The 26,270-nt window shown below is 66.1% G+C and carries 23 protein-coding genes; 12 read left to right on the top strand and 11 right to left on the bottom strand.

The window, feature by feature from the left end:
• The first annotated feature begins 1 nt into the window (after window position 1).
• Window positions 2–316: an FAD assembly factor SdhE gene (locus ACXAGF_RS09500; RefSeq protein WP_475016434.1), complete on the top strand. Its 315-nt coding sequence runs from the start codon at window positions 2–4 to the stop codon at window positions 314–316.
• Window positions 313–3,825, top strand: coding sequence for a transcription-repair coupling factor (mfd, locus tag ACXAGF_RS09505; RefSeq protein ID WP_475016436.1), 3,513 nt, complete (start codon window positions 313–315; stop codon window positions 3,823–3,825). Before ACXAGF_RS09500 ends, mfd begins: the two co-directional genes overlap by 4 nt.
• A gap of 61 nt (window positions 3,826–3,886) precedes the next feature.
• On the opposite strand, the gene ACXAGF_RS09510 is transcribed toward mfd, so the two are convergent.
• The gene (locus ACXAGF_RS09510; protein ID WP_475016438.1) at window positions 3,887–4,558 is read right to left on the bottom strand and encodes a DsbA family oxidoreductase; all 672 of its coding nucleotides are present in this window, start codon (window positions 4,556–4,558) and stop codon (window positions 3,887–3,889) included.
• Window positions 4,559–4,668: 110 nt separating this feature from the next.
• Window positions 4,669–6,468, bottom strand: coding sequence for an extracellular solute-binding protein (locus tag ACXAGF_RS09515; RefSeq protein ID WP_475019248.1), 1,800 nt, complete (start codon window positions 6,466–6,468; stop codon window positions 4,669–4,671).
• A gap of 282 nt (window positions 6,469–6,750) precedes the next feature.
• On the opposite strand from ACXAGF_RS09515, the gene ACXAGF_RS09520 reads away from it, so the two are divergent.
• A complete protein-coding gene (locus ACXAGF_RS09520; RefSeq protein ID WP_475016440.1) occupies window positions 6,751–7,374 on the top strand; it encodes an invasion associated locus B family protein in 624 nt (207 codons plus the stop codon).
• Between the two features lie 91 nt (window positions 7,375–7,465).
• On the opposite strand, the gene hspQ is transcribed toward ACXAGF_RS09520, so the two are convergent.
• From hspQ to ACXAGF_RS09535, 3 genes are all read right to left on the bottom strand, one after another.
• The gene (hspQ, locus tag ACXAGF_RS09525; protein ID WP_475016442.1) at window positions 7,466–7,801 is read right to left on the bottom strand and encodes a heat shock protein HspQ; all 336 of its coding nucleotides are present in this window, start codon (window positions 7,799–7,801) and stop codon (window positions 7,466–7,468) included.
• Window positions 7,802–8,034: 233 nt separating this feature from the next.
• Entirely contained in the window at window positions 8,035–9,444 is a 1,410-nt protein-coding gene (gene glnA, locus ACXAGF_RS09530) for a type I glutamate--ammonia ligase (RefSeq protein WP_475016444.1), read from the bottom strand.
• A 64-nt stretch (window positions 9,445–9,508) separates the two neighbouring features.
• Window positions 9,509–9,847 (bottom strand): P-II family nitrogen regulator, encoded by a 339-nt coding sequence (locus ACXAGF_RS09535; RefSeq protein ID WP_475016446.1) that lies wholly within the window; start codon window positions 9,845–9,847, stop codon window positions 9,509–9,511.
• 344 nt (window positions 9,848–10,191) lie between these two features.
• Between ACXAGF_RS09535 and ACXAGF_RS09540 the strand changes: the two genes are divergently transcribed.
• Both ACXAGF_RS09540 and ACXAGF_RS09545 read left to right on the top strand, forming a co-directional pair.
• Window positions 10,192–11,673, top strand: a complete 1,482-nt coding sequence (locus tag ACXAGF_RS09540; RefSeq protein ID WP_475016449.1) for an NAD(P)H-hydrate dehydratase — start codon at window positions 10,192–10,194, stop codon at window positions 11,671–11,673.
• A 63-nt stretch (window positions 11,674–11,736) separates the two neighbouring features.
• Complete coding sequence (locus tag ACXAGF_RS09545) at window positions 11,737–12,630, top strand: EamA family transporter (protein ID WP_475016453.1); 894 nt, start codon at window positions 11,737–11,739, stop codon at window positions 12,628–12,630.
• Window positions 12,631–12,644: 14 nt separating this feature from the next.
• Here ACXAGF_RS09545 and ACXAGF_RS09550 read toward each other — a convergent pair whose 3' ends face one another.
• Genes ACXAGF_RS09550 through uvrA form a run of 3 tightly spaced genes read right to left on the bottom strand, consistent with a single transcriptional unit; the run spans window position 12,645 to window position 17,041 of the window.
• Window positions 12,645–13,457, bottom strand: coding sequence for a DUF72 domain-containing protein (locus ACXAGF_RS09550; RefSeq protein WP_475016456.1), 813 nt, complete (start codon window positions 13,455–13,457; stop codon window positions 12,645–12,647).
• A gap of 34 nt (window positions 13,458–13,491) precedes the next feature.
• Window positions 13,492–14,118: a glutathione S-transferase family protein gene (locus ACXAGF_RS09555; protein ID WP_475016458.1), complete on the bottom strand. Its 627-nt coding sequence runs from the start codon at window positions 14,116–14,118 to the stop codon at window positions 13,492–13,494.
• A 4-nt stretch (window positions 14,119–14,122) separates the two neighbouring features.
• Window positions 14,123–17,041 (bottom strand): excinuclease ABC subunit UvrA, encoded by a 2,919-nt coding sequence (gene uvrA, locus ACXAGF_RS09560; RefSeq protein WP_475016460.1) that lies wholly within the window; start codon window positions 17,039–17,041, stop codon window positions 14,123–14,125.
• Between the two features lie 289 nt (window positions 17,042–17,330).
• Between uvrA and ACXAGF_RS09565 the strand changes: the two genes are divergently transcribed.
• Window positions 17,331–17,861 carry a single-stranded DNA-binding protein gene (locus tag ACXAGF_RS09565; RefSeq protein WP_475016462.1) on the top strand — a complete coding sequence of 177 codons (531 nt, stop codon included), beginning with the start codon at window positions 17,331–17,333 and terminating at the stop codon, window positions 17,859–17,861.
• 93 nt (window positions 17,862–17,954) lie between these two features.
• On the opposite strand, the gene ACXAGF_RS09570 is transcribed toward ACXAGF_RS09565, so the two are convergent.
• A complete protein-coding gene (locus ACXAGF_RS09570; RefSeq protein WP_475016467.1) occupies window positions 17,955–18,584 on the bottom strand; it encodes a MarC family protein in 630 nt (209 codons plus the stop codon).
• A gap of 240 nt (window positions 18,585–18,824) precedes the next feature.
• On the opposite strand from ACXAGF_RS09570, the gene gyrA reads away from it, so the two are divergent.
• Window positions 18,825–21,623, top strand: a complete 2,799-nt coding sequence (gyrA, locus tag ACXAGF_RS09575; protein ID WP_475016469.1) for a DNA gyrase subunit A — start codon at window positions 18,825–18,827, stop codon at window positions 21,621–21,623.
• A 128-nt stretch (window positions 21,624–21,751) separates the two neighbouring features.
• Here gyrA and ACXAGF_RS09580 read toward each other — a convergent pair whose 3' ends face one another.
• Together ACXAGF_RS09580 and ACXAGF_RS09585 are read right to left on the bottom strand one after the other, a co-directional pair.
• On the bottom strand, window positions 21,752–21,892 hold the full coding sequence (locus ACXAGF_RS09580; RefSeq protein WP_475016472.1) for a hypothetical protein: 141 nt from the start codon (window positions 21,890–21,892) through the stop codon (window positions 21,752–21,754).
• Window positions 21,889–22,026 (bottom strand): hypothetical protein, encoded by a 138-nt coding sequence (locus ACXAGF_RS09585; RefSeq protein ID WP_475016474.1) that lies wholly within the window; start codon window positions 22,024–22,026, stop codon window positions 21,889–21,891. Before ACXAGF_RS09585 ends, ACXAGF_RS09580 begins: the two co-directional genes overlap by 4 nt.
• Before the next feature lie 244 nt (window positions 22,027–22,270).
• On the opposite strand from ACXAGF_RS09585, the gene coaD reads away from it, so the two are divergent.
• The 5 genes from coaD (at window position 22,271) to tgt (ending at window position 26,225) form a co-directional block, all read left to right on the top strand.
• Complete coding sequence (gene coaD / locus ACXAGF_RS09590; RefSeq protein WP_475016476.1) at window positions 22,271–22,765, top strand: pantetheine-phosphate adenylyltransferase; 495 nt, start codon at window positions 22,271–22,273, stop codon at window positions 22,763–22,765.
• A gap of 27 nt (window positions 22,766–22,792) precedes the next feature.
• Window positions 22,793–23,362, top strand: coding sequence for a peptidylprolyl isomerase (locus ACXAGF_RS09595; protein WP_475016479.1), 570 nt, complete (start codon window positions 22,793–22,795; stop codon window positions 23,360–23,362).
• Between the two features lie 24 nt (window positions 23,363–23,386).
• Complete coding sequence (locus tag ACXAGF_RS09600) at window positions 23,387–23,896, top strand: peptidylprolyl isomerase (RefSeq protein WP_475016481.1); 510 nt, start codon at window positions 23,387–23,389, stop codon at window positions 23,894–23,896.
• Between the two features lie 107 nt (window positions 23,897–24,003).
• Entirely contained in the window at window positions 24,004–25,089 is a 1,086-nt protein-coding gene (queA, locus tag ACXAGF_RS09605) for a tRNA preQ1(34) S-adenosylmethionine ribosyltransferase-isomerase QueA (protein ID WP_475016484.1), read from the top strand.
• Entirely contained in the window at window positions 25,086–26,225 is a 1,140-nt protein-coding gene (gene tgt / locus ACXAGF_RS09610; protein WP_475016487.1) for a tRNA guanosine(34) transglycosylase Tgt, read from the top strand. Before queA ends, tgt begins: the two co-directional genes overlap by 4 nt.
• Window positions 26,226–26,270: the final 45 nt, after the last annotated feature.

Genomic DNA, 26,270 nt, shown 5'->3' on the forward strand with positions numbered 1-26,270 from the left:
CATGACCGGCACAAAACGCTCCAGCGCAGACATCGAACCGCGCCGTAAGCGCATCCTCTTTCGCTGCTGGCACCGCGGCATCCGCGAGATGGACCTGGTTCTCGGCGCGTTCGCCGACGCCGAGATCACGACCCTGACCGAGGCTGAGCTCGACGAACTCGAGGAGATCATGGCGCTGGACGATGCGGACCTGGTCAAGTGGGTGACCGGGGAGCGGCCGGTGCCGGATCGGTTGCGCACCGGACTGTTTCCGCGCATCTGCGCGTTCAAGCCGGATTTCTCGCCGCTGTCGCAAGCGCCCGGGAAGTCCCGATGATTCCCGGGCTCGACGTTTCGGCGCTGGCGACAATCGGTCAGCCTGCTAGCGTGACCTCGGTTCCGGGCGGCGCCGAGCCGCTCGTCCTCGCCGAACTTGCACGCGAGCTCGGACCGGTCGCCTACGTCATGTCCGACGGCCAGCGCATCGCCGACATCGAACAGATGCTCGCTTTCCACGCGCCCGAGGTCCCGGTCCTGACCCTTCCGGGCTGGGACTGCCTGCCCTATGACCGCGTCTCTCCGAGCGCCGACATTTCCGCGCGGCGCCTGTCGGCGCTGGCCGCACTGATCGCCCATTCGCAGAAGCCGCATCCCGCCATCGTGCTGGTGACCGTCAACGCCATGCTGCAGCGCATGGCGCCGCGCAGCGTCATCGGCGGCCTGACCTTTTCTGCCCGTCCCGGCAACCAGGTACGGATGGACGACCTCGCCGGGCGGTTGGAACAGAACGGCTTCGAGCGCGTCGCAACCGTGCGCGAGGTCGGTGAATACGCGGTGCGCGGCGGCATTCTCGACGTCTTCGTGCCCGGCAGCCCCGAGCCGGTCCGGCTCGATTTCTTCGGCGATACGCTGGAGAGCATCCGCGCCTTCGATCCCGCCAGCCAGCGCTCGACCGGCCAGGTCAGGAGCCTCGACCTCAATCCGATGAGCGAGGTGACGCTGACGCCGGAATCCATCAGCCGCTTCCGTACCCAGTACCTGTCGCTGTTCGGCGCAGCCACGCGCGACGACGTGCTCTATCAGGCCGTGTCCGAAGGCCGGCGCTATGCCGGCATGGAACACTGGCTGCCCTTGTTCCACGACCGCCTCGAGACGGTGTTCGACTATCTGGGCGGCTTCCGGATCGTCACCGACCACGCGGCGCGGGAAGCGGCCGCGGAGCGCTGGAAGCTCGTGCGCGACTACTACGAGGCCCGGCAGTCCTCGGCCGCCGCCAAGGGGCAGCTGGCGCAGGCCACGCCCTACAAGCCGGTACCGCCCGAGCAGCTCTATCTCGACGACGCGCGCTTTGCCGAATTGCTCGCCGAGCACGACGCCATCCGGCTGTCGCCCTTCAACGAGCACGAGGGTGAAGCGCGCCGGATTTTCCCTGTGCAGGCGCGGGCGGGCGCGCGCTGGGCCAAGGCGGCGACCGAGGGCGATGCCGGCAACGACCGGGTCAATGTGTTCGACCAGGTGGTAAAATATGTCGCCGACCTGCGCGCGGCCGGCAGGAAGGTGCTGGTGACGGGCTGGAGCGAGGGTTCGCTCGACCGACTGCTGCAGGTGCTGGCCGAACACGGGCTCGGCAATATCGTGGACGTGCCGAACCTCACGGCGCTTCGTCGGCTGAAACCGGGCGAGGCGGGATCGGCCGTGCTCAGCCTCGAGAGCGGTTTCGAGGCCGGCGACCTGGTCTTCATCGGCGAGCAGGACATTCTCGGCGACCGCATGGTCCGCCGCACGCGCCGCCGCAAGCGCGGTGCCGATTTCATCGCCGAGGTGGCAGGCCTCGACGAAGGCAGCATCGTCGTTCACGCCGAGCACGGAATCGGGCGGTTCATCGGCCTGCGCACGATCGAGGCGGCGGGCGCGCCGCACGCATGCCTCGAGCTCCTCTATGCCGACGACGCCAAGCTGTTCCTGCCGGTGGAAAACATCGACCTGCTCTCGCGCTACGGCGGCGAGGGCACCGACGCGATTCTCGACAAGCTCGGCGGCGTCGCCTGGCAGGCGCGCAAGGCCAAGCTGAAGAAGCGGCTGCTGGAGATGGCGGGCGGTCTGATCCAGGTCGCCGCCGCCCGCCTGGTGCGCCACGCGCCGGTGCTGACGGCGCCGGACGGCGTCTATGACGAATTCGCCGCCCGCTTCCCCTATGACGAGACCGACGACCAGGCCAATGCCATCGACGCGGTCCGCGAGGATCTCGGCGCCGGCCGGCCGATGGACCGGCTGGTCTGCGGCGATGTCGGCTTCGGCAAGACGGAAGTGGCGCTGCGCGCCGCCTTCATCGCTGCCATGAACGGGGTGCAGGTCGCCGTGGTCGTGCCGACCACGCTGCTCGCCCGCCAGCACTACAAGACCTTCGCGGACCGCTTCCGCGGCCTGCCGATCCGGCTGCAGCAGGCCTCGCGGCTCGTCGGCGCCAAGGACCTGGCGCTGACGAAGAAGGAGGTCGCGGACGGCAAGACCGACATCGTCGTCGGCACGCACGCGCTGCTCGGCAACGCCATCAAGTTCGCCAATCTCGGCCTGCTCATCATCGACGAGGAGCAGCATTTCGGCGTGAAGCACAAGGAGCGGCTGAAGGAGCTGAAGACCGACGTGCACGTCTTGACGCTGTCGGCGACGCCGATCCCGCGCACCCTGCAGCTGGCCATGACCGGCGTGCGCGAGCTGTCGCTGATCACGACGCCGCCGGTCGACCGCATGGCGGTCCGCACCTTCATTTCGCCATTCGACCCGCTGGTGATCCGCGAGACGCTGATGCGCGAGCACTACCGTGGCGGCCAGAGCTTCTATGTCTGCCCGCGTCTCAGCGACCTTGCCGAGATCCACGAGTTTCTCCAGCAGGACGTACCCGAGCTGAAGGTCGCGGTCGCCCACGGTCAGATGCCGGCCGGCGAGCTTGAGGATATCATGAACGCCTTCTACGAGGGGCGTTACGACGTGCTGTTGTCGACGACCATCGTCGAATCCGGGCTCGACGTGCCGACCGCCAATACCCTGATCGTGCATCGGGCCGACATGTTCGGGCTGGCCCAGCTCTACCAGCTGCGCGGCCGCGTCGGGCGCTCCAAGGTGCGCGCCTTCGCGCTGCTGACGCTGCCGGTGAACAAGAAGCTGACCGGGCCGGCCGAGCGTCGCCTGAAGGTACTGCAGTCGCTGGACACGCTCGGCGCAGGCTTCCAGCTGGCGAGCCACGACCTCGACATCCGCGGCGCCGGCAACCTTTTGGGCGAAGAGCAGTCCGGACACATCAAGGAGGTCGGCTTCGAGCTCTACCAGCAGATGCTCGAGGAGGCGGTCGCCGAGATCAAGGGTGACGAGGAGATCGTCGACAGCGGCTGGTCGCCGCAGATCTCTGTCGGCACCCCGGTAATGATCCCGGACGACTACGTGCCGGACCTCCACCTGCGCCTCGGCCTCTACCGCCGGCTCGGAGAAATCACCGAGCTTGGCGACATCGACGCCTTCGGCGCGGAACTGATCGACCGTTTCGGCCCATTGCCGGTCGAGGTCCAGCACCTGTTGAAGATCGTCTACGTCAAGTCGCTGTGCCGCACTGCCAACGTCGAAAAGCTGGACGCCGGCCCGAAGGGTGTTGTCATCCAGTTCCGCCACAAGCAGTTCCCGAACCCGGCGGCGCTGGTCGGCTACATCGCCAAGCAGGGCACGCTGGCGAAGATCCGGCCGGACCAGAGCCTGTTCCTGTCGCGGGATCTGCCGACGCCGGAGAAGCGGTTGACCGGCGCGGCGCAGTTGATGACGCAACTGGCGGGATTGGCAAGGCAGGCGGCGGCATAGCGGTCTTCGCCGGCGGTGCACGGGACCGCCGTGGGCCTGGGCCGGATCGGTCGGCCTTGGCTTACGGTTGGGCGGCCGCCGCGGATTTTTTCATCGCCGCGACTTCGCGCAGCGCCCCGGCCAGCACGTCGGCCGACTGGGCGCCCACCACCGCGTACTTGTTGTCGATGATGAAGCAGGGCACGCCGGTGACGCCCATCTGGCGCGCCATGTCGATCTCCTCCTTCACCGAATCGACGTCCGCGCCGGCGGAAAACAGCGCGCACACCGCCGTGCGGTCCATGCCGGCCTGCTCGGCGATGTCCAGGAGAACGCGGCGGTCGCCGATGTTCCTGCCCTCCTCGAAATAGGCCTTGAACAGTGCCAGCAGCGCGCGATTCTGGACCTCCGGCCCTTCGATCATCGCCCACCGCAGCAGCCGGTGCGCATCGAGCGTGTTCGGGCTGAGCTCGACCGCCTTGAAGTTGAAGTCGATTCCGGCCTCCTGCCCGAGATGGGTCAGCATGTCGTGGGCGCGGGTCACCGCCGCCTCGCCGCCGAGCTTTGCGGCAAGGTATTTCTTGTGGTCGGTGCCCTGCGGCGGCATGTCGGGATTGAGCTGGTAGGGGCGGAAGGTGACGGCGGCGTTCACCTCGCCCGAAACCTCCGACAGCGCCTGCTCCAGCCGTCTCTTGCCGAGATAGCACCACGGGCACACCACGTCGGAAACGACGTCGATCGAAATAGTCTCCATCTCCGGGCTATCCTTCCCTTGCCGGCCTTTCCGGCCCTTAAGCGCAGATAGGCGCGCAAGGGGGCCGGTTCAACGGGTCAATGCGCCAACCACACAGGTACCCGGCCGATTTACTGTATCCGGGCGTCCCACCACACCGGAAACTGGTAGCCGTATAGCGGCATGGCATCCGGGTGTTCGATATGGCTGTGGCGGGCCACCCATTGCTGGCCGAGGTGATAGAGCGGCAGGACGTAGTGATTGGACAGGAGCACGCGGTCGTGGGCACGGACGGCCGCCCGGAAATCTTCCGCGCCGCGCGCGCCGAGGATCGCATCCACCATCCGGTCGACGTCGGGGTCGTTGGCGCCGGCGAAAGCCTCGCTGCCCTCGAGGTCGCGGAAGTCGGAACGCCAGCGGGCCGCCTGCTCGATTCCCGGCGACAGCGAGGAGGAATAGGCGCGGATGATGACGTCATAGTCGAAGGTCTGCGAGCGGCTCTGGTACTGCGAGTCGTCGACGGTGCGCACGGCGGCGTGGATGCCGAGGGCGGAGAGAAAGCGCTGGTAGGCGAGGGCGAGCTTCTCCTGGTCGGCGTTCTGCGTCATGATCTCGAACGAGAGCGGCCTGCCGGCGGCGTCGCTCATCACCCCGTCCTTGATCGTGTAGCCGGCCTCCTTCAGCAGCGTCACGGCCTGCTTCAGCACCATGCGGTCGCGTCCCGACCCGTCCGTGGCCGGCCAGCGATAGCTGCCGTCCCGCATCGCCGGCTCGATGCGCGCGAACGCCGGACCGAGCAGGGCCTTCTCCCGATCGTCCACCGGCACGCCGAGTGAAGACAGCTCGGAGTTCTGCCAATAGCTCTCGGTTCGTCGATAGGCGCCCTCGAACAGGTTCTTGTTCACCCATTCGAAATCGAACACGAGCGACAGGCCGTGACGCACGCGCGCATCGGCGAATATGGGCCGGCGGGTGTTGAAGACGAAGCCCAGCATGCCGGACGGCACCTCGGGCTTGAAGGTGTCCCTGACGATCGCGCCCGAGGTCACGGCCGGAAAGTCATAGCCCCGCGCCCATTTCGTCGGGTTTCCCTCCTGGAAGATATCGACATTGCCCTTCTTGAACGCCTCGAACAGCGAGTTCTCCTGCAGGAAGTACTCGACGGTGATCTGGTCGTAGTTGTCGAACCCGACCTTCGAGGGGATGTCCTTGCCCCAGTAGTCGGGATTGCGCACGAAGACGATCTTTTCGCCCGGCTTGACCTCCCTGACGCGGTAGGGACCCGAGCCGAGCGGCAAGGCCAGCGTCGTGCGGTCGAAGCCGTCGACCTCGACCGCGTGCTTCGGCAGCACCGGGGACAGCGCGAGCAGCAGCGGCGACTCGCGATCGGCCTTGTCGTTGAAGGTGAAGCGCACGCTGTTGGTGCCGACCTTCTCCATCTTCTCGACCACCTCGAGCCGGCGGCTGAAGGGCGAGCGCCCCTTGTCGCGCAACAGCTCGAAAGTGAAGATCACGTCGTCGGCGGTGACCGGCTGGCCGTCCGCCCAGCGTGCCTTCGGATTGAGGTTGAACTGGATGTAGCTGCGCTCGTCGTCCCATTCGACCGTCTCGGCCAGGAGCCCGTACATCGTGAACGCTTCGTCCCGCGAGCGCTGCATCAGCGATTCGTAGACGAGGTTGCCGAACTCCGGATCCCACATGCCGCGCGCGGTGGTGCGCATGCTCTTGAGGATGAAGGGATTGAGGTTGTCGAAGGTGCCGACCACGCCGTAGGTGATCCTGCCGCCCTTTTTGACCGTCGGGTTCACATAGGGAAAGTGCTGGTAGTCCGGCGGCAGGGCCGGCTCGCCATGCATGGCAATGCCGTGCAGCGGCGCTGCCGACGCCTCGGACGCCGCCGGCAGAACAAGTCCGATGAAGAGCGCAGTCAGGAGAACCCGCAAGATGATTCCTCTTTTCGGCCGAACGAGATTCGGCGCCAACTTACATGCTCGCGGCGCGCGCGAACATTCTTAGGCCCTCTTTTTCAGGAACTCTGGGCAAAATCACGATGGGGAGGCTGGATATCCGGCGCGGCCCATTGTAACAGGGGAACCCGAGATGACGGGTCATGCAAATGCCTCAATTCGCCAACAGGAGAGCGCACGGCTGACCGAAACATTCCAGGGGCGAAAACAGCGCTCGGCACCGTATTTCAGGAGACGGAACTCGTTATGACCTTCAAATCGATCCTTACCAAACAGGCTGTGCTTTCGGCTTTCGCGGTGTCACTCGCAGCCGCCGCCCTGCCGTCCGCAGCGCAGGCGCAGCAGGCGGGGGCACCGCAGGGCTGGTTCAAGGTCTGCACCAAGCAGGAGGACAACGACGTCTGCATCGTCCAGAACCTGTTGACCGCCGGCGGAGGCCAGCTGCTGACGGCCGTCGGCCTGATTTCGGTCGAGGGCAAGGTCAACCGCAAGATCATCCAGGTCTCGGTTCCGAGCGCGCGGCTGATCCCGCCGGGCATCGCCATCCAGATCGACGGCAGCAAGCCGCAGAAGCTCGACTATGCCATCTGCATGCCCGACAAGTGCGTCGCCGAGGCGCCGCTCACCGACCAGATGCTCAACAGCCTGAAGAAGGGCAATGAGGTCGTCTTTACCTCGGTGAACTTCCAGCGCACGCCGAACCCGATCAAGATGACGCTGTCCGGCTTCACGGGTGCCTATGACGGCGAGCCGATCGAGCAGTCGAAGCTCCAGGAGCGTCAGCGCCTGCTGCAGGAAGAAATGCAGAAGAAGGCGGAGGAGGCCCGCAAGAAGCTCGAGGACGCGCAGAAGGCCGCCAAGAGCCAGTAACGGGCTGTTCCCTGCTGCCAAACGCAAAGACCCGGCCGCATGGCCGGGTCTTTTGCATTTCAGGCCTCTACGGCCGGGTTGCCGCGAGGCGTCAGTGCATGATGCCGGCGTCCACCTTCCAGTGGTAGTTGCCCGTCTCGTCCGGTACCATCAGCGCCCGGACCTGGGGATGACGCACCGGCTTGCCGCTGTCGTCGGCCACCAGGTTCTGTTCGGACACATAGGCGACGTATTCCGTCTCCGCATTCTCCGCGAACAGATGATAGAACGGCTGGTCTTTCGACGGCCGGATCTCGGCGGGAATGGCGTTCCACCACTCCTCCGTATTGGCGAATTCCGGATCGACGTCGAAGACCACGCCACGGAACGGATAGATCCGATGACGAACCACGTCACCAATCCCGAACTTGGCATTCCTCATTTTCATGTCTGGCCTTCCTTTCGCCCTATATCTGGGGAGGAGCGCGGAAAACTCAAGAGATTGGCGCCCCTTGAACCCCGTCGGGGCCGGTCCTGCCGAAACGGCGATCGTCTGGCGTCCTGCGGTTTCGCAGATCCGAGCACGGCGCATAGGCTCGGCTCCCGCCCCGGCGTGCCGCAAATTGGGGCCGCCGAACAGGGAACCCGGCATCTCTGCCGGGTTCCCGCTGCGTCTCGGCCTCAGGCCGAGTAGTACATGTCGAACTCGACCGGATGCGGCGTCATTTCGAAGCGCATGACTTCCGCCATCTTCAGCTCGATGTAGGAGTCGATCTGGTCGTCGTCGAAGACACCGCCGACGGTCAGGAACTTGCGGTCCTTGTCGAGGTTCTCGAGCGCTTCGCGCAGCGAGCCGGAGACGGTCGGGATCTTCTTCAGTTCCTTGGCCGGCAGGTCGTACAGATCCTTGTCCATGGCCTTGCCCGGATGGATCTTGTTCTTGATGCCGTCGAGGCCGGCCATCAGCATCGCGGCGAAGCCGAGATAGGGGTTGGCCAGCGGGTCGGGGAAGCGGACTTCGACGCGCTTGGACTTCGGGCCGGTGCCGAACGGGATGCGGCACGAAGCCGAGCGGTTGCGGGCCGAGTAGGCGAGGAGGACCGGAGCCTCGTAGCCCGGAACGAGCCGCTTGTAGGAGTTCGTCGTCGGGTTGGTGAAGGCGTTGATGGCCTTGGCGTGCTTGATGATGCCGCCGATGTAGTAGAGGCAGCTCTCGGACAGGCCGGCATATTCGTCACCGGCGAAGGTCGGCTTGCCATCCTTCCAGATCGACTGGTGCACGTGCATGCCCGAACCGTTGTCGCCGAAGATCGGCTTCGGCATGAACGTCGCCGTCTTGCCGTAGGCGTTGGCGACCTGGTGGACGACATACTTGTAGATCTGGATCTTGTCGGCGTTGCGAACCAGCGTGTCGAACTTGACGCCGAGCTCGTGCTGGGCGGCGGCCACCTCGTGGTGCTGCTTCTCGACCACGACGCCCATCTCGGCGAGCACGGTCAGCATTTCCGAGCGCATGTCCTGGCAGCTGTCGACCGGCGGGACCGGGAAGTAGCCACCCTTGACGCGCGGGCGGTGGCCGAGGTTGCCGGTCTCGTAGTCGGTGTCGTCGTTGGACGGCAGTTCGGAGCTATCGAGCTTGAAGCCGGTGTTGTAGGGATCGGCCTTGTACTTGACGTCGTCGAAGACGAAGAATTCCGGCTCCGGTCCGACGAAGACGGTGTCGCCGACGCCGGACGCCTTGAGATAGGCTTCGGCCTTCTTGGCGGTGCCGCGCGGGTCGCGGTTGTAGGCCTCGCCGGAGATCGGGTCGAGGATGTCGCAGAAGATCACCATGGTCGACTGGGCGAAGAACGGGTCCATGTGGACCGTGGCCGGGTCCGGCATCAGCACCATGTCCGACTCGTTGATGGCCTTCCAGCCGGCGATCGAGGAGCCGTCGAACATCACGCCGTCGGCGAACATGTCTTCGTCAACGCAGGAAATGTCCATCGTCACGTGCTGCAGCTTGCCCTTAACGTCGGTGAAGCGCAGGTCGACGAACTTTACGTCGTTGTCCTTGATCTGCTTGAGGATATCATTGGCAGTCGTCATTTGCGAAAGTCCCTGTTGAGATGGCAAGATGGCGCCCCGGCAGAACGCCAGGGCGAATGAGGGGTTAGATGGCGTCGATGCCGGTTTCACCGGTACGGATGCGAATGGCTTCTTCGATGTTGGAGACGAAGATCTTGCCGTCGCCGATGCGGCCGGTCTGTGCGGCATTGCGGATCGCTTCGATTACCGCCTCGACGTTCTCGTCCGCCAGGACGACCTCGACCTTCACCTTCGGCAGGAAATCGACCACGTATTCGGCGCCGCGGTAGAGTTCCGTGTGACCCTTCTGGCGCCCGAAGCCCTTCGCTTCCGTGACGGTGATGCCTTGCAGGCCGACCTCCTGAAGGGCTTCCTTCACTTCGTCCAGCTTGAAAGGCTTGATGATCGCTTCGACCTTTTTCATGAGAAAATGTCTCTCCGCTTCTCCCGTTTTGCAGGAATTGAGTACCCGCTCGCCGTTTTTATGCAGGTTGCGTGCCAGCTTTGCCGATTCCGGGCCGCATTTTCCGCAAATTACCGTTTTGTCGCAGCCGCCGGCGGCCGCAACCGGAAAAGCCGCGCCATCCGGACCGGTCCGTGCCTAAAAAATAGATCGGCCAGCCATCAGGCGGGGCCCCCGTGGGAAACGAACCGCGGTCACGATCCTCCATCGCCGTCAATTTAAGCACATATGCTGTGCAAATGCCCACAATATAGGCAGTAAAGAATGCGGTAGCCTGGCGGAGATTTTGCGGGCATTGTCGGCGCATGCATATCGACCTTGAGACGGTCGTTGTCACGCCGGACGAGATGGCGGGCATCGACAGGGCTGCAGCACAGAGCGGCATCGACAGTTTCGCACTGATGGAACGGGCCGGTCAGGCCGTGGCGGCAGTTGCGCTGCGGCACTATCCCGGAGCGCTGCGCTTCGTCGTCCTCGCCGGTCCGGGCAACAACGGCGGCGACGGCTATGTCGCCGCGCGCGCACTTGCCGCCGCCGGTGGCACCGTCGAACTGTTCGCGCTTGGCCGACTGCCGAGCGAGGGCGACGCCGGCACGGCCCGGCAGCGCTATTCCGGGCCGGCCCGGCCGTTGTCCGCCTATGCGCCTGCGGTTGGCGATGTCGTCATCGACGCACTGTTCGGCGCCGGACTGGGGCGCGACCTCGACGAGCCCGTCCGCGCGCTCGTCGCCAAGGTGGTCGGTCTCGCCATCCCCGTCGTCGCCGTCGATCTTCCCTCCGGCGTCGACGGCCGCACCGGCGGCATCCGCGGCGCAGCCTTTTCGGCCGCCCATACCGTGACGTTCATGTGCCGCAAGCCCGGTCACCTGCTGATGCCGGGGCGTGCGCTGTGCGGCGACACGACAGTCTACGATATCGGTATTCCGGCGCGCATCCTCGCGACGGCGTCCCATCACCTGCGGGTCAACGTCCCCGCCATCTGGCGTATGAGCCTGCCGCGCAGCGGTCCGGACACGCACAAGTACGGCCATGGCCATCTCGCCGTCTTTTCCGGCGGGCGGCTGGCGACCGGCGCCGCGCGGCTATCGGCCGGCGCGGCGCTGAAGGCCGGGGCAGGGCTGGTGACGCTGCTGTCGCCGGCCGAGGCGGCCGATGTCAATGCCGGACACCTCAGCGCGGTGATGCTGCGGCAGGTCGACAACGTCGCCGCGCTGCGCACGCTCACCGCCGATCCGCGGCTGTCAGCTTTTGTGCTCGGCCCGGGCTTTGGCGATCTCGCCCGGGCGCGCGAATATGTGATGGCGATCTGCGACCGGCCGCTGGTGCTGGACGCCGATGGAATCACCGCGTTTCGCGAGGCGCCCGAGCCGTTGTTCGATGCCTTCGCCGATGGCCCGTGCCGGCTGGTGCTCACCCCGCATGACGGCGAGTTTGCGCGCCTGTTTCCCGATCTGGCGGCCGACGGCGCGCTGTCCAAGGTGGACCGGGCGCGGCAGGCCGCGGCGCGCAGCCATGCGGCCGTCGTCTTGAAGGGCGCCGATACGGTGATCGCCGCACCGGACGGCCGGGCGGTGATCAACACCAACGCGCCGCCCTGGCTTGCGACCGCCGGCTCCGGCGACGTGCTCTCCGGCGTCATCGGTGCGCACCTGGCCCAGGGCATGTCCGCATTCGAGGCGGCCGCGGCGGCGGTGTGGCGCCACGGCGAGGCCGGCAGGCGCGCTGGCAACGGCCTCACCGCCGAGGATCTCATCAGCCGTCTGAATGGCTTTGATCAAATCTACTGACTTGGCTCCCGGCGAGGCGCTCGCTATTGCTGGCCCATTGCTAGCCGGCACGGAAGGTGCATCATGGGCCTGATCGACATAGCGCTGCTCGTGCTCGTCGCGGCGGTCTGGGGTTTCAACTTCGTCGTCATCAAGATCGGCATCGACAACTTTCCGCCGCTGTTGTTCTCGGCGTTGCGGTTCGTCTTCGCCGCCCTCCCGCTCGTCTTCTTCGTGCCGCGACCCGACGTGCCCTGGCGACTGATCCTCGGCATCGGGCTGGTGCTCGGCGTCGTCAAGTTCAGCTTTCTCTTTGTCGGCATGGATGCCGGGCTGTCGGCAGGGCTCGCGTCGCTGCTGCTGCAGTCGCAGGCGTTCTTCACGGTCATCCTGGCGGCGGCGATCTTTGGCGACCGTCCGCGTCCGGTGCAGGTGGCCGGCATTCTCGTCGCCTTTGCCGGCATGGCGGTGATCGCGATGACGGTGGACCGCGGTTTCACCTACGCCGGGCTGGCGCTGGTGCTCGCCGCCGGCCTGGCCTGGGCGTGTTCCAACATGCTGATGAAGCAGGTCGGCCGGGTCGGCATGCTGGCGCTGATGGTTTGGGTCAGCCTCGTGCCGCCGATCCCGCTCGCCTTGATCTCGCTCGCCACGGAGGGGCTTGACCGCGATCTGGCGGCGCTCGCCGCGCTGTCGTGGGAGGGGATCGGTGCGGTCGCCTATATCGGCTATGTCGCAACCGTGTTCGGCTTCGGCGTCTGGGGCTACATGATCCGCAAGCACGGCGTGTCGACCGTGGCGCCGTTCTCGCTGCTGGTGCCGGTGTTCGGCATGAGTTCGTCCGCGCTCGTGCTCGGCGAGAGCTTCGGCGGGCTGCGCCTGGCCGGCGCGGCCCTCGTGGTCGCCGGCCTTATCCTGACCGCGCTCGGCCCGCGCGTCCTCGATCGCACGCGCCGCCGGGCTGTCGCCGCCCAATAGCGGCCGGGTCGGCGCTACCGGTGCGGCTGGGCCAGCCGCTGCAATTCGCGTGCGCCGTTCGGTGCGTTGACCTTGCCGGAGGTGATGAAGAAGGCGAACACGTCGCGCGGCTCACGCTCCGCTGTTCGTGCCGGATCGGCCAGCGGCAGGCCGTCCGGCTGCCCGCCAGCCGCCCACGTATTCAACCGGCCGGCCCATTCATCCAGCGCCTGCGGCGGGTAGCAGGTCGGCACCTCATCCGACCCGCGTTGCAGCCGCGCATAGACGAAGTCCGCCGTGACGTCGGCGATCTCAGGATAGGTTTCGTGCTGCGCATAGACGATCGCCGCCTTGTACTTGCGGGCCAGCGCCACGAACTCCGGCGCCATGAACGATGCATGGCGAACCTCCAGCGCATGGCGCAAAAGCAAGCCGTCCTGCTTTTCCGGCAGCAGCTTGAGAAATCCCTCGAAATCGACCGGCTCGAACTTTTTCGTCGGCGCGAACTGCCACAGGATCGGCCCGAGGTGGGGGCCGAGCTCCGTCAGCCCCTGGGACAGGAACCGCTCGACCGACTCGCCGGCGTCGGCCAGCACCTTGCGGTTGGTCGAGAACCGGCTTGCCTTCAGCGAGAAGACGAAGCCCTCGGGCACCTCCGACGCCCACTTGGCGAACGTTTCCGGCTTCTGCGAGCTGTAATACGTGCCGTTGACCTCGATCGCCGTCAGTTCGCGGCTGGCATACTCAAGCTGGCGCTTCTTCGCCAGCTTGTCCGGATAGAACGTTCCCTCCCACGGCTCGAAGGTCCAGCCGCCGATGCCGGTGCGGATGGTGCCGGTTTCTGCCATGGGTCGTCTCCTTGCGGCGGGGGCGGCGCGGCCCTCAGGCCGGCGCGCTGAAGGGTTGCGAGATTTCGGTAAAGACGGGGAGCGCTTCCATGCGCGCGCAATGCGCCGCCAGCGCCGGGTAGTCGGCTGCCACGATCAGGCCGGGATGGGCCTCGCCCACATGGCGCCAGGCACAGGCGACCGCGATGTCGGCATGGCCGATCCTTCCGTCGAACCAGGCATCGCCCGGGCGGGCGGCGCGGTCGGCCTCGAGCGCCCGCAGCGCGGCCGAAATCTGCGACCGGCAGCGATCGACAAAGACCGCCGCCGGGTCGTCATGCAGGTAGAGTTCGTAGAACAGGCTGACGCCCTTGTCGGCCAAGCCGGTCGCGAGCGCCACGACATTCCGGGCCCGGCGCCGCTCCGGTTCGTCCTGCGGCATCAGCCGCCGCTGCGGCGCCACCAGCCCGTCGAGGTGATCGATGATCGCGTGACTGTCGACCAGAACGTCGCCGTCGTCGAGCACCAGCGTCGGCACCCGCATCAGCGGGTTGAGCGCCTGCAGCCTTGCGCCGTCGCCGAACACCGACCAGGGTTCGTGCCGGAAGGGCAGCTCGTACAGCCGCAGCGCGATGGCGACGCGACGGACGAAGGACGAATCGTACTGGCCGATCAGGATCACCGGGCTACTCCGCCGCTGCCCGGCGCACCGGCCGCCGCTCCAGCAACTCCTTCAGGAACTGCCCGGTATAGGAGCGCGCGACCGTCACCACCTGTTCCGGCGTGCCCTGCGCGATCACCTCGCCGCCGCCGTCGCCGCCTTCGGGACCGAAGTCGATGATCCAGTCGGCGGTCTTGATGACCTCGAGATTGTGCTCGATCACCACAACCGAATTGCCCTGGTTCACCAGCTCATGCAGAACTTCAAGAAGCTTCGCTACGTCATGGAAATGCAAGCCGGTTGTCGGCTCGTCGAGGATATAGAGCGTGCGCCCGGTCGAGCGCTTCGACAGTTCCTTGGCGAGCTTGACGCGCTGGGCCTCGCCGCCCGACAGCGTGTTGGCCTGCTGGCCGACCTTGATGTAGCCGAGGCCGACCTGGTTCAGCGTTACCAGCTTGTCGCGCACGGCCGGAACGGCGGAGAAGAATTCGACCCCTTCCTCCACCGTCATGTCGAGCACGTCGGCGATAGACTTGCCCTTGAAGGTCACGTCGAGCGTCTCGCGGTTGTAGCGCTTGCCGTGGCAGACGTCGCAGGTGACGTAGACGTCCGGCAGGAAGTGCATCTCGATCTTGATGACGCCGTCGCCCTGGCAGGCCTCGCAGCGGCCACCCTTGACGTTGAAGGAGAAGCGGCCCGGCTGGTAGCCGCGCGCCTTCGCCTCCGGCAGCCCCGCGAACCAGTCGCGGATCGGGGTGAAGGCACCGGTGTAGGTGGCCGGGTTCGAGCGCGGCGTGCGGCCGATCGGCGACTGGTCGATGTCGATCACCTTGTCGATGTACTCGAATCCGTCGATGCGGTCGTGCTCGGCCGGGATCTCGCGCGCGCCCATGACCCGTCGCGCCGCCGACTTGTACAGCGTCTCGATCAGGAAGGTCGACTTGCCGCCGCCGGAGACGCCGGTGACCGCGGTGAACACGCCGAGCGGGATCGAGGCGGTGACGTTCTTCAGGTTGTTGGCGCGCGCGCCGACGACCGTGATTTCCTTCTTTTTCTCCGGCTTGCGCCGCTCGGCCGGCACCGCCACGGCCAGCTCGCCCGAGAGGTACTTGCCGGTCAGCGAATTCGGGTTGGCCATGATCTCGGCCGGCGCGCCCTGGGCGACGATCTCGCCGCCATGGATGCCGGCGGCGGGGCCGATGTCGACCACGTAGTCGGCCGTCAGCACCGCGTCCTCGTCGTGCTCGACGACGATCACGGTGTTGCCGATGTCGCGCAGGTGCCGCAGCGTGTCAAGCAGGCGGGCATTGTCGCGCTGGTGCAGGCCGATCGACGGCTCGTCGAGAACGTAGAGCACGCCGGTCAGCCCGGAGCCGATCTGCGAGGCGAGGCGGATTCGCTGGCTCTCGCCGCCGGACAGCGTGCCGGAATTGCGCGACAGGCTCAGATACTCCAGGCCGACGTCGTTGAGGAACCGCAACCTTTCGCGGATCTCCTTCAGGATGCGGACGGCGATCTCGTTCTGCTTGGCGTTCATGTGTGCCGGCAGCGCGTCGAACCAGTCGCGCGCGACCCGGATCGACATGTTGGTGACCTCGCCGATGTGCAGGCGGTCAAGCTTCACCGCCAAAGCCTCCGGCTTCAGGCGATAGCCGTTGCAGGCCGGGCAGGGGGCGGCGGACATGAAGCGCTCGATCTCCTCGCGCGCCCAGGCCGAGTCGGTTTCCTTCCAGCGCCGCTCGAGGTTGGGGACGATGCCCTCGAAGGTCTTCGTCGTCTTGTAGGAGCGCGCGCCGTCCTGGTAGTGGAACTCGACCTTCTCCTCCGTGCCGTAGAGGATCGCCTTCTGGCCGGCCTCCGGCAGGTCCGACCAGCGGTTGGCGAGCTTGAAGCCATAGGCCTGCCCCAGCGCCTCCAGGGTCTGGTTGTAGTAGGGCGAGGACGACTTGGCCCAGGGGGCGATGGCGCCGTCGCGCAAGGTCCGCTGCGGCTCGGGCACGATCAGGTCCGGGTCGATCTTCTGCTGGCTGCCGAGCCCGTCGCAGGTCGGGCAGGCGCCGAACGGGTTGTTGAACGAGAACAGCCGAGGCTCGATCTCGGAAATGGTGAAGCCGGAGACGGGGCAGGCGAATTTTTCCGAGAACAGCACCCGCTCATGCGTCTCGTTCAGCGACTTGTTGGCCGCACCGCCCGCGGCCGTTTCCTCCGGCGGCAGCGGCTTGTCGGCGAACTCGGCGATCGCCAGCCCGTCGGCCAGCTTCAGGCAGGTCTCGAGGCTGTCGGCGAGCCGGGCGGCGAGGTCGGCGCGGACGACGACGCGATCGACCACCACGTCGATGTCGTGCTTGTACTTCTTGTCCAGCGCCGGCACGTCGGCGATCTCGTAGAACTGGCCGTCGACCTTGACGCGCTGGAAGCCCTTCTTCATCAGCTCGGCGAGTTCCTTCTTGTACTCGCCCTTCCGGCCGCGCACGATCGGCGCCAGGATATAGAGGCGGGTGCCTTCGCCGAAGTCGATCACCCGGTCGACCATCTGGCTGACGGTCTGGCTCTCGATCGGCAGGCCGGTCGCCGGCGAATAGGGCACGCCGACGCGCGCGAACAGAAGGCGCATGTAATCGTAGATCTCGGTGACGGTGCCGACCGTCGAGCGCGGGTTCTTCGAGGTCGTCTTCTGTTCGATCGAGATCGCCGGCGACAGCCCGTCGATCTGGTCGACGTCCGGCTTCTGCATCATCTCGAGGAACTGGCGCGCATAGGCCGAAAGGCTCTCGACATAGCGGCGCTGGCCCTCGGCATAGATCGTGTCGAAGGCGAGCGACGACTTGCCCGAGCCGGAAAGGCCGGTCATGACGATCAGCTTGTTGCGCGGCAGGTCGAGGTCGATGCCCTTGAGATTGTGCTCGCGTGCACCGCGGATGGAAATGGTCTTGAGTTCGCTCATGGGTCCGGCGTCAGGTGTCAGGTCTCGGATGAGGTGTGTTTCCGTAGCGCCTATGTAGGGACTGGAGTGTGCCTGTCCATGCGCGTGGCGACGAAACCTGCCTCTTTCCGATTCGGTTGACAAGAGTGTAGGGGTTTACTAGAACAAAAAAAGAACAAAATAAACTGCAATTTGATCTGTGGATTATCCGGCTCACGGGCGGCGCGCCGGCGCGGCGGCCGTTAAGATGACGGATCGAGTTTTCAGATGAGGCCGGACCGGTTCCGGCGCGACAACAAGGACAAGGTGGATGGCTGGCAGCGTCAACAAGGTAATCCTGATCGGAAACGTCGGAGCGGATCCGGAGATCCGCCGGACCCAGGATGGCCGGCCGATCGCCAACCTGCGCATCGCCACCTCGGAGAGCTGGCGCGACCGCAATTCCGGCGAACGGCGCGAGAAGACCGAATGGCACAACGTCGTTGTTTTCAACGAGGGCCTGTGCAAGGTCGTCGAACAATACGTCAAGAAGGGCGCCAAGCTCTACATCGAAGGGCAGCTGCAGACCCGCAAGTGGCAGGACCAGACCGGCAACGACCGCTACACCACCGAGGTCGTGCTGCAGGGCTTCAACTCGACGCTGACGATGCTCGACGGCCGCGGCGAGGGCGGTGGCGACCGCCGCGGCGGCGGCTCTGACTTCGGTGGCGGCAACTATGGCGGCGGCAGTGGCCCGAACTATGACGATTACGGCTCGCAGCAGTCGTCGTCCGGCTCCAGCCGTGGTGGCGGCTCGTCGCCTTCGTTTTCGCGCGACATGGACGACGACATCCCGTTCTGAGGTCGCTGTCTGCTCCGAACGTATTCTCGGCGCCGGCTGCAGAGCCGGCGCTTTCGTTTTCTCGGTTGTCGTGGCGGCGACGCCGGCCCGGCGTCAGATGACGAAGGCGGCGCGGACCCCGTCGACGATGAACTGGATGGCAAGGGCGGCGAGGATCACGCCGAGCAGCCGGGTCAGGATCGCCCGGCCGGTGGCGCCGAGAAAGCGGTCGACGCGCTCGGCGACCACCAGCGTGACATAGACGAGGGCGACGCAAAGGGCGATGACGGCGATCAGGGCGGCCCGTCCCATCGGCGAGGAGAGCGAGCCGGACAAGAGGATCGTCGCGGATATCGCGCCCGGCCCGGCGATCAGGGGCAGCGCCAGAGGGAACACCGCGATGTTGCGGATGTGATCCTTGGTGATCGCCACCTCGGACGTCTTCTCCTTGCGCTCCTGCCGGCGCTCGAACACCATCTCGAAGGCGATGTAGAACAGCAGCATGCCGCCGGCGATGCGGAAGGCGGCGATGGAAATGCCGAGCAAACCGAGCACGCCTGCGCCGAAGACGGCGAAGACGGCGAGAATTCCGAAGGCGATGATCGAGCCCCGCATCGCCACCTGCGCCCGTTCGGCGCGGTTCATGCCGACCGTCAATCCGAGGAAGATCGGCGCGAGCCCCGGCGGATCGAGCGTCACGAGTAACGTCGTCAAGGCGTTGACGACCAAATCGGTGTCATACATTCCGGCTATCCCCCTGCCGATCTGACGCGCACTTTCGACGCGTTTCTGCCTCATTGTTAGGGAAAGGGTCGACACAAGGGAAGGGCCGCCCGCGCCAGGTGTCTCCGCCGCCGTCCAAAAACGCGCCGGCCGGCGGCGTCTCAGGCAAAAGACTGTTCAAAACCTCCCGCAAAATTGGCGCAGATCAAGCTGTTAGGCTATAAACTCCCGACTGATTCTGAACAAAGATCGTGATCGCAATTGACAGAGCAAACGACCCCCGGCGGCAAGAACCCTCCCGGTATTGAGCCCATTTCCATCACTGCGGAAATGCAGCGGTCCTACCTCGATTACGCCATGAGCGTGATCGTGAGCCGCGCGCTGCCCGACGTGCGCGACGGCCTCAAGCCCGTTCACCGGCGCATCCTCTTCAGCATGGGCGAGATGGGGATCGACTGGAACAAGAAGTACGTCAAATGCGCGCGCGTCACCGGCGACGTGATGGGTAAGTACCATCCGCACGGCGATGCGGCGATCTACGACGCGCTGGCGCGCCTGGCGCAGGACTGGTCGCTCCGCCTGCCGCTGATCGATGGCCAGGGCAATTTCGGTTCCGTCGACGGCGACCCGCCCGCGGCGCAGCGCTACACCGAGTGCCGCCTGGAAAAGGCCGCCCACAGCCTGCTCGACGACCTCGACAAGGAAACCGTCAATTTCCGCGACAACTACGACGGCACGCTGCAGGAACCGTCCGTGCTGCCGGCGAAGTTCCCGAACCTGCTCGTCAACGGCGCCGGCGGTATCGCCGTCGGCATGGCGACGAACATCCCGCCGCACAACCTGGTCGAGGTCATCAACGGCTGCGTCGCGCTGATCGACAACCCCGCGATCGAACTGCCGGACCTGATGCAGATCATCCCCGGACCGGATTTCCCGACCGGCGCCATGATCCTCGGCCGGGCCGGCATTCGCCAGGCCTACGAGACCGGCCGCGGCTCGGTGATCATGCGCGGGCGCGCACGCGTCGAGCCGATGCGCGGCGACCGCGAGCAGATCATCATCACCGAAATCCCCTATCAGGTGAACAAGGCGACGATGATCGAGAAGATGGCCGAGCTGGTGCGCGACAAGCGCATCGAGGGCATCTCCGACCTGCGCGACGAGTCCGACCGCGAGGGCTACCGCGTTGTCGTCGAACTGAAGCGCGATGCCAATGCCGACGTCATCCTCAACCAGCTCTACCGCTATACCCCGTTGCAGACCTCATTCGGCTGCAACATGGTGGCGCTGAACGGCGGCAAGCCGGAGCAGATGACGCTGCTCGACATGCTGCGCGCCTTCGTCTCCTTCCGCGAGGAGGTCGTCAGCCGCCGTACCAAGTATCTGCTGCGCAAGGCGCGCGAGCGGGCACACGTGCTGGTCGGGCTGGCGATCGCAGTCGCAAACATCGACGAGGTCATTGCCCTTATCCGTCATGCACCCGATCCGCAGACGGCGCGCGAGCAACTGATGGAGCGCCGCTGGCCGGCGCTCGACGTCGAGGCGCTGATCCGCCTGATCGACGATCCGCGCCACCGCATCAATGCGGACATGACCTACAACCTGTCCGAGGAGCAGGCGCGGGCGATTCTCGAGCTGCGGCTGGCGCGCCTGACCGCACTCGGCCGCGACGAGATCGCCGACGAGTTGAACAAGATCGGCGAGGAGATCCGCGACTATCTCGACATTCTCGGTTCGCGCCTGCGCATCCAGACCATCGTCAAGGACGAGATGATCGCGATCCGCGACGAGTTCGGCACGCCGCGCCGCACCGAGATCGCCGATTTCGGTCCGGACATGGACGACGAGGACCTGATTGCCGAGGAGGACATGGTGGTCACCGTGTCGCACGCCGGCTACGTCAAGCGCGTGCCGCTCGCCACCTATCGCGCGCAGCGCCGTGGCGGCAAGGGGCGCTCGGGCATGGCGACGCGCGACGAAGATTTCGTCACGCGGCTGTTCGTCGCCAACACCCACACGCCGGTGCTGTTCTTCTCCTCGCGCGGCATCGTCTACAAGGAGAAGGTCTGGCGCCTGCCGATCGGCACGCCCCAGTCGAAGGGCAAGGCCCTGATCAACATGCTGCCGATCGAGCCCGGCGAGCGCATCACCACCATCCTGCCGCTGCCCGAGGACGAAAGCACCTGGGCCAACCTCGACGTGATGTTCTCGACCACGCGCGGTACGGTGCGGCGCAACAAGCTGTCGGATTTCGTCCAGGTCAACCGCAACGGCAAGATCGCCATGAAACTCGAGGAAGAGGGCGACGAGATCCTCTCGGTGGAGACCTGCACCGACCAGGACGACGTGCTGCTGACGACGGCGCTGGGCCAGTGCATCCGTTTCCCGGTCGACGACGTCCGCGTCTTTGCCGGCCGCAACTCGGTCGGCGTCCGCGGCATTTCGCTCAGCCCGGGCGACCGCATCATCTCGATGACGATCGTCAGCCATGTCGACGCCGAACCCTGGGAGCGCGCCTCCTACCTGAAGCGCTCGGCCGCCGACCGGCGCGCCGCCGGCGGCGAGGTCGAGGAGATCGCGCTGGTGGGCGAGGAAGTGACCGAAGAGGGGCAGCTGTCCGACGAACGCTACGAGGAGTTGAAGGCGCGGGAACAATTCGTGCTGACGGTTTCGGAGAAGGGCTTCGGCAAACGGTCGTCCTCCTACGACTTCCGCACCTCCGGCCGCGGCGGCAAGGGCATCCGTGCCACCGACACGTCGAAGACGGCCGAGATCGGCAAGCTCGTGGCCGCCTTCCCGGTCGCCGACGGCGACCAGACCATGCTCGTCTCCGACCGCGGCCAGTTGATCCGCGTACCGGTCAACGGCATCCGCATTGCCAGCCGCGCGACCAAGGGCGTCACCATCTTCTCCACGTCCAAGGACGAGAAGGTCGTCTCGGTCGAGCGCATCAGCGAGCCCGATGGCGAGGACGAGGCCGAGATCAACGGCAACGGTGATGGCGCCGAGGCCGTTGTGGACGCCGCGCCGACCCAGGCCGAGGGAGACGCCTCGGAGTAAGCCGGGACGAACCGAACGGCCGCGGCCGCATCGCTGCGAAATGACAAGACGGCCGGCGCCTCACGGTGCCGGCCGTCTTCGTGTGGACGCCGGAGCACGGGCGTCCGCGGAATGGCGGCAAGGGGACGTCACACGTCGAAGCCGCCTGCTTTGCGTTTCGCCGCCCCGAGCGCGGCGTTCTGCCGGTGCAGGGCCGCAATCGTGCGCGAAAATTCCACTGTCAGAAAGATGCTGATCGAAAGGGCGGCGAGCACAAGGATGCCGGTCATGGGGCGGCGCTCCTCGTTGTTTGGGTGCAAGCCCCCCCGGCCGCCAACGTCTTGCTGGCCTCGGCGCGGAGGGCGCGCATGCTGGCGGTGGTGAGCACCACGAACATCGTCATGCTGAGCAGGGCGAGTGCCATCTGGCCTGTCCTTCCATCTTGAGGATGTATCCGGTATTCGAGTTCCCTGTAGCAACGCGGCCGTTTCGACTTTTGTTCCCCGCACCCTATATCAGCGGACGAGCGGCGCGTTGGCGTCCCGGGACGGTGATGCCTCGTGGTCCGAGGGCCATGGTCCTTTGCCGGGGACAGCATCGACGCTGGCCCAACACTCTATTGCGTCAAGCGCCGCCGCGTGACAAAACGCGGCAAACGGGAAAACGCCATGGCAGTTGCCTTCTATCCGGGTTCCTTCGACCCGATCACCAATGGTCATCTCGACGTGTTGATCCAGGCACTGAGCATCGCGCCCAGGGTCATCGTTGCGATCGGTATCCACCCCGGCAAGGTCCCGCTGTTTTCCTTCGACGAGCGCGCCGACCTGATCCGCGGCGCGATTGCGGAGTCCCTGCCGGCGCGAGCCGGCGACGTCTCGGTCGTAGCCTTCGACCGGCTGGTGGTCGACGCCGCGCGCGAGCACGAGGCCCATCTTCTGATTCGCGGCCTGCGGGACGGGACCGACCTCGACTACGAAATGCAGATGGCGGGCATGAACCAGCAAATGGCGCCCGACATCCAGACCGTGTTCCTGCCGGCAGGCGTCGCCTCGCGACCCATAACCGCCACATTGGTTCGCCAGATCGCCGGCATGGGCGGCGACGTCAGCGCCTTTGTCCCCAAGGTCGTCAACGAGGCGCTCAAGGCCCGCACCCGACCCTGATACGTCCCTCAACGAAACGGAGTGACCATGAAACCCCTCAAGTTCGCCCTCGCGGGCGCCCTGTTCCTTGCTACCGCCACCGGCACCGCCTGGGCGCAGGCCAAGGAATACCTGACGATCCAGTTGAAGGACGGCCCGGTCGTGGTCGAGCTTCGCCCCGATGTGGCGCCGAAGCATGTCGAGCGCATGAAGGCCCTGGCCGCGGCCGGCGAGTATGACAACGTCGCCTTCCACCGCGTGATCGACGGCTTCATGGCGCAGACCGGCGATGTCCAGTACGGCGACATGGAGAGCGGCTACGAGCCGGGTGCGGCGGGCACCGGTGGTTCTTCGCAGCCCGACCTTCCGGCAGAATTTTCCGACGTACCGTTCGCACGCGGCACCGTCGGCATGGCACGTTCGCAGGATCCCGACTCCGCCAACTCGCAGTTCTTCATCATGTTCGCTCCCGGTGACTTCCTGAACGGCCAGTACACCGTCGTCGGCCAGGTGGTCGAGGGCATGGAAAACGTCGACAAGATCAAGCGCGGCGACGAAGCCAACAACGGCGTCGTCACCGATCCCGACCGGATGACGAAGGTCACGGTCGGAAAATAAAATTCAAAACCAAGGAGATAGGATATGGCCGAGATCAAGGACCCGGAAAACACCATCATCATGGAGACCTCGAAGGGCAGGGTCGTGATCCAGTTGCTGCCCGACCTGGCGCCGGGCCACGTCGCCCGCATCAAGGAGCTGACGCGGGAAGGCGCCTATGACGGCGTCGTCTTCCACCGCGTGATCGAGGACTTCATGGCCCAGACCGGCGACGTGCAGTACGGCAAGACCGGCGGCAAGGATTTCAATCCGGCCCGCGCCGGGATGGGCGGCTCGGACAAGCCGGACCTGAAGGCCGAGTTCTCCAACATGAGCCATGTCCGCGGCACCTGCTCGATGGCGCGCAGCCAGATGCCGAACTCGGCGAACTCGCAGTTCTTCATCTGCTTCACCGACGCACCCTGGCTGAACAAGCAGTACTCGGTCTGGGGCCAGGTCGTCGAAGGCATGGACAACATCGACAAGATCAAGCGCGGCGAGCCGGTGCGTGATCCGGACACGATCGTCTCGATGAAGGTCGCCGCCGACGCCTGACCGCGTTGCCTTTCGAACCCGCCCCGGCGTCTTGCGATGCGGGGGCGGGTTTCCCTTTTCCGCCGAAATGGTTTATCGGCAGGCCCGAACCGCAAGAACCACAGCCCATGCGCATTGAACTGTTCGATTTCGAGCTCCCCGAGGAGCGCATCGCGCTTCGCCCGGTGACCCCGCGCGAGGCCGCGCGGTTGCTGGTCGTCATGCCGGATCAGCCGTCCCCCCTTGCGGACCACCGGGTCGGCGACCTGCCCGACTTCCTGCGACCCGGCGATGCACTGGTGTTCAACGATACACGCGTGATCCCGGCGCAACTGGAAGGCACCCGCCACAGGGAAGGGGCAGGCGGCCAGCAGGTGTCGGCCACCCTGCACATGCGCGTTGCCGCCGACCGCTGGAAGGCCTTCGCCAAGCCGGGCAAGCGCATCAAGGTCGGCGACCGGATTGCCTTCGGCCATGGCGGCGATGTCTGCCTGCTGGGCGCGCTCGACGCGACCGTCGAGGAGAAGGGCGAGGGCGGCGAGGTCACGCTGCGCTTTGACCTGTCCGGCCCGGCCCTCGACGAGGCGATCGCCGGCGTCGGCCATATCCCGCTGCCGCCCTATATCGCCTCCAAGCGCGAGGACGACGAGGCGGACCGGCGCGACTACCAGACCATCTATGCGCGCGAGGAAGGGGCGGTCGCCGCCCCAACCGCCGGGCTTCATTTCACCAAGGCCCTGTTCGACGCGCTCGACCGCAAGGGCGTCGAGCGCCACTTCGTCACCCTGCATGTCGGGGCCGGCACGTTCCTGCCGGTCAAGGCCGACGATACCGACGACCATGTCATGCACCAGGAAATCGGTCATGTCTCGCGGCAGACCGCCGATGCGCTGAATGCCGTGCGGGCGAGGGGCGGGCGCATCGTCTGCGTCGGCACCACCTCGCTGCGGCTGCTGGAGAGCGCCGCCCGCGACGACGGCACGCTCGAGCCCTGGTCGGGCGCCACCGGCATCTTCATCACGCCCGGCTACCGCTTCCGCACGGCCGACGTGCTGATGACCAATTTCCATCTGCCGCGCTCGACACTGTTCATGCTGGTCTCGGCATTCTCGGGTCTGGACACGATGCGCGCGGCCTATCGGCACGCCGTCGAGACCGGATACCGCTTCTATTCCTATGGCGACGCCAGCCTGCTTTTCCGGAAGGACCGATGACCGAACGTTTTGAATTCAAGCTCCTGGCCGCGGACGGCAAGGCGCGGCGCGGCGAGGTCACCATGCCGCGCGGCACGATTCGCACGCCCGCCTTCATGCCTGTCGGCACGGTCGGAACCGTCAAGGCCATGTATCTCGACCAGGTCCGCGACCTCGGCGCAGACGTGATCCTCGGCAACACCTATCACCTGATGCTGCGCCCGGGCGCCGAGCGCGTCGCCCGGCTCGGCGGGCTGCACGAGTTCATCCGCTGGCCCTATCCGATCCTCACCGATTCCGGCGGCTTCCAGGTGATGTCTCTGGAGGGCCTGCGCAAGCTCGACGAGCAGGGTGTCACCTTCAAGAGCCACGTCGACGGTTCCCTGCACCACATGTCGCCGGAGCGCTCGATCGAGATCCAGGGGCTGCTCGACAGCGACATCCAGATGCAGCTCGACGAGTGCGTCCGTCTGCCGGCCGAGGCGAGTGAGATCGAGCGCGCGATGGAAATGTCCTATCGCTGGGCGGAACGCTGCAAGGCCGCCTTTGGCGACCAGCCCGGCAAGGCGATGTTCGGCATTGTCCAGGGCGGCGACATCCCGGATCTGCGCGTCCGCTCGGCCCAGGCGCTGGCCGGGCTCGACCTGAAGGGCTACGCGGTCGGCGGCCTCGCGGTCGGTGAGCCGCAAGCGGTCATGCTCGAGATGCTCGACATCACCTGTCCGCACCTGCCGGTCGGAAAGCCGCGCTACCTGATGGGCGTCGGCACGCCGGACGACATCCTGAAGTCGGTCGCCCACGGCATCGACATGTTCGACTGCGTCATGCCGACGCGCTCCGGCCGACATGGCCTCGCCTTCACCCGCAACGGGCGCATCAACATCCGCAACGCCCGCCACGCCGAGGATACCCGCCCGCTCGACGAGCGGTCGTCCTGCCCCGCCTCGCGCGACTACTCGCGCGCCTACCTGCATCACCTCGTCCGCGCCAACGAGTCGCTCGGCGGCATGCTGCTGACCTGGAACAACCTGGCCTATTACCAGGAACTGATGGCCGGCATCCGCGCGGCAATCGAGCAGGGCCGCTATGCCGACTTCATGGCGGAGACGCAGGACGCCTGGGCGCGCGGAGAGGCGGAAGCCAAGCAGGGCGCGTGAACGGCCGCGCCGGTCGTTCCATCGCGGCCGGCGGGCAGGGCGCAA

Source organism: Mycoplana sp. ABR4_002, from assembly GCF_056159645.1.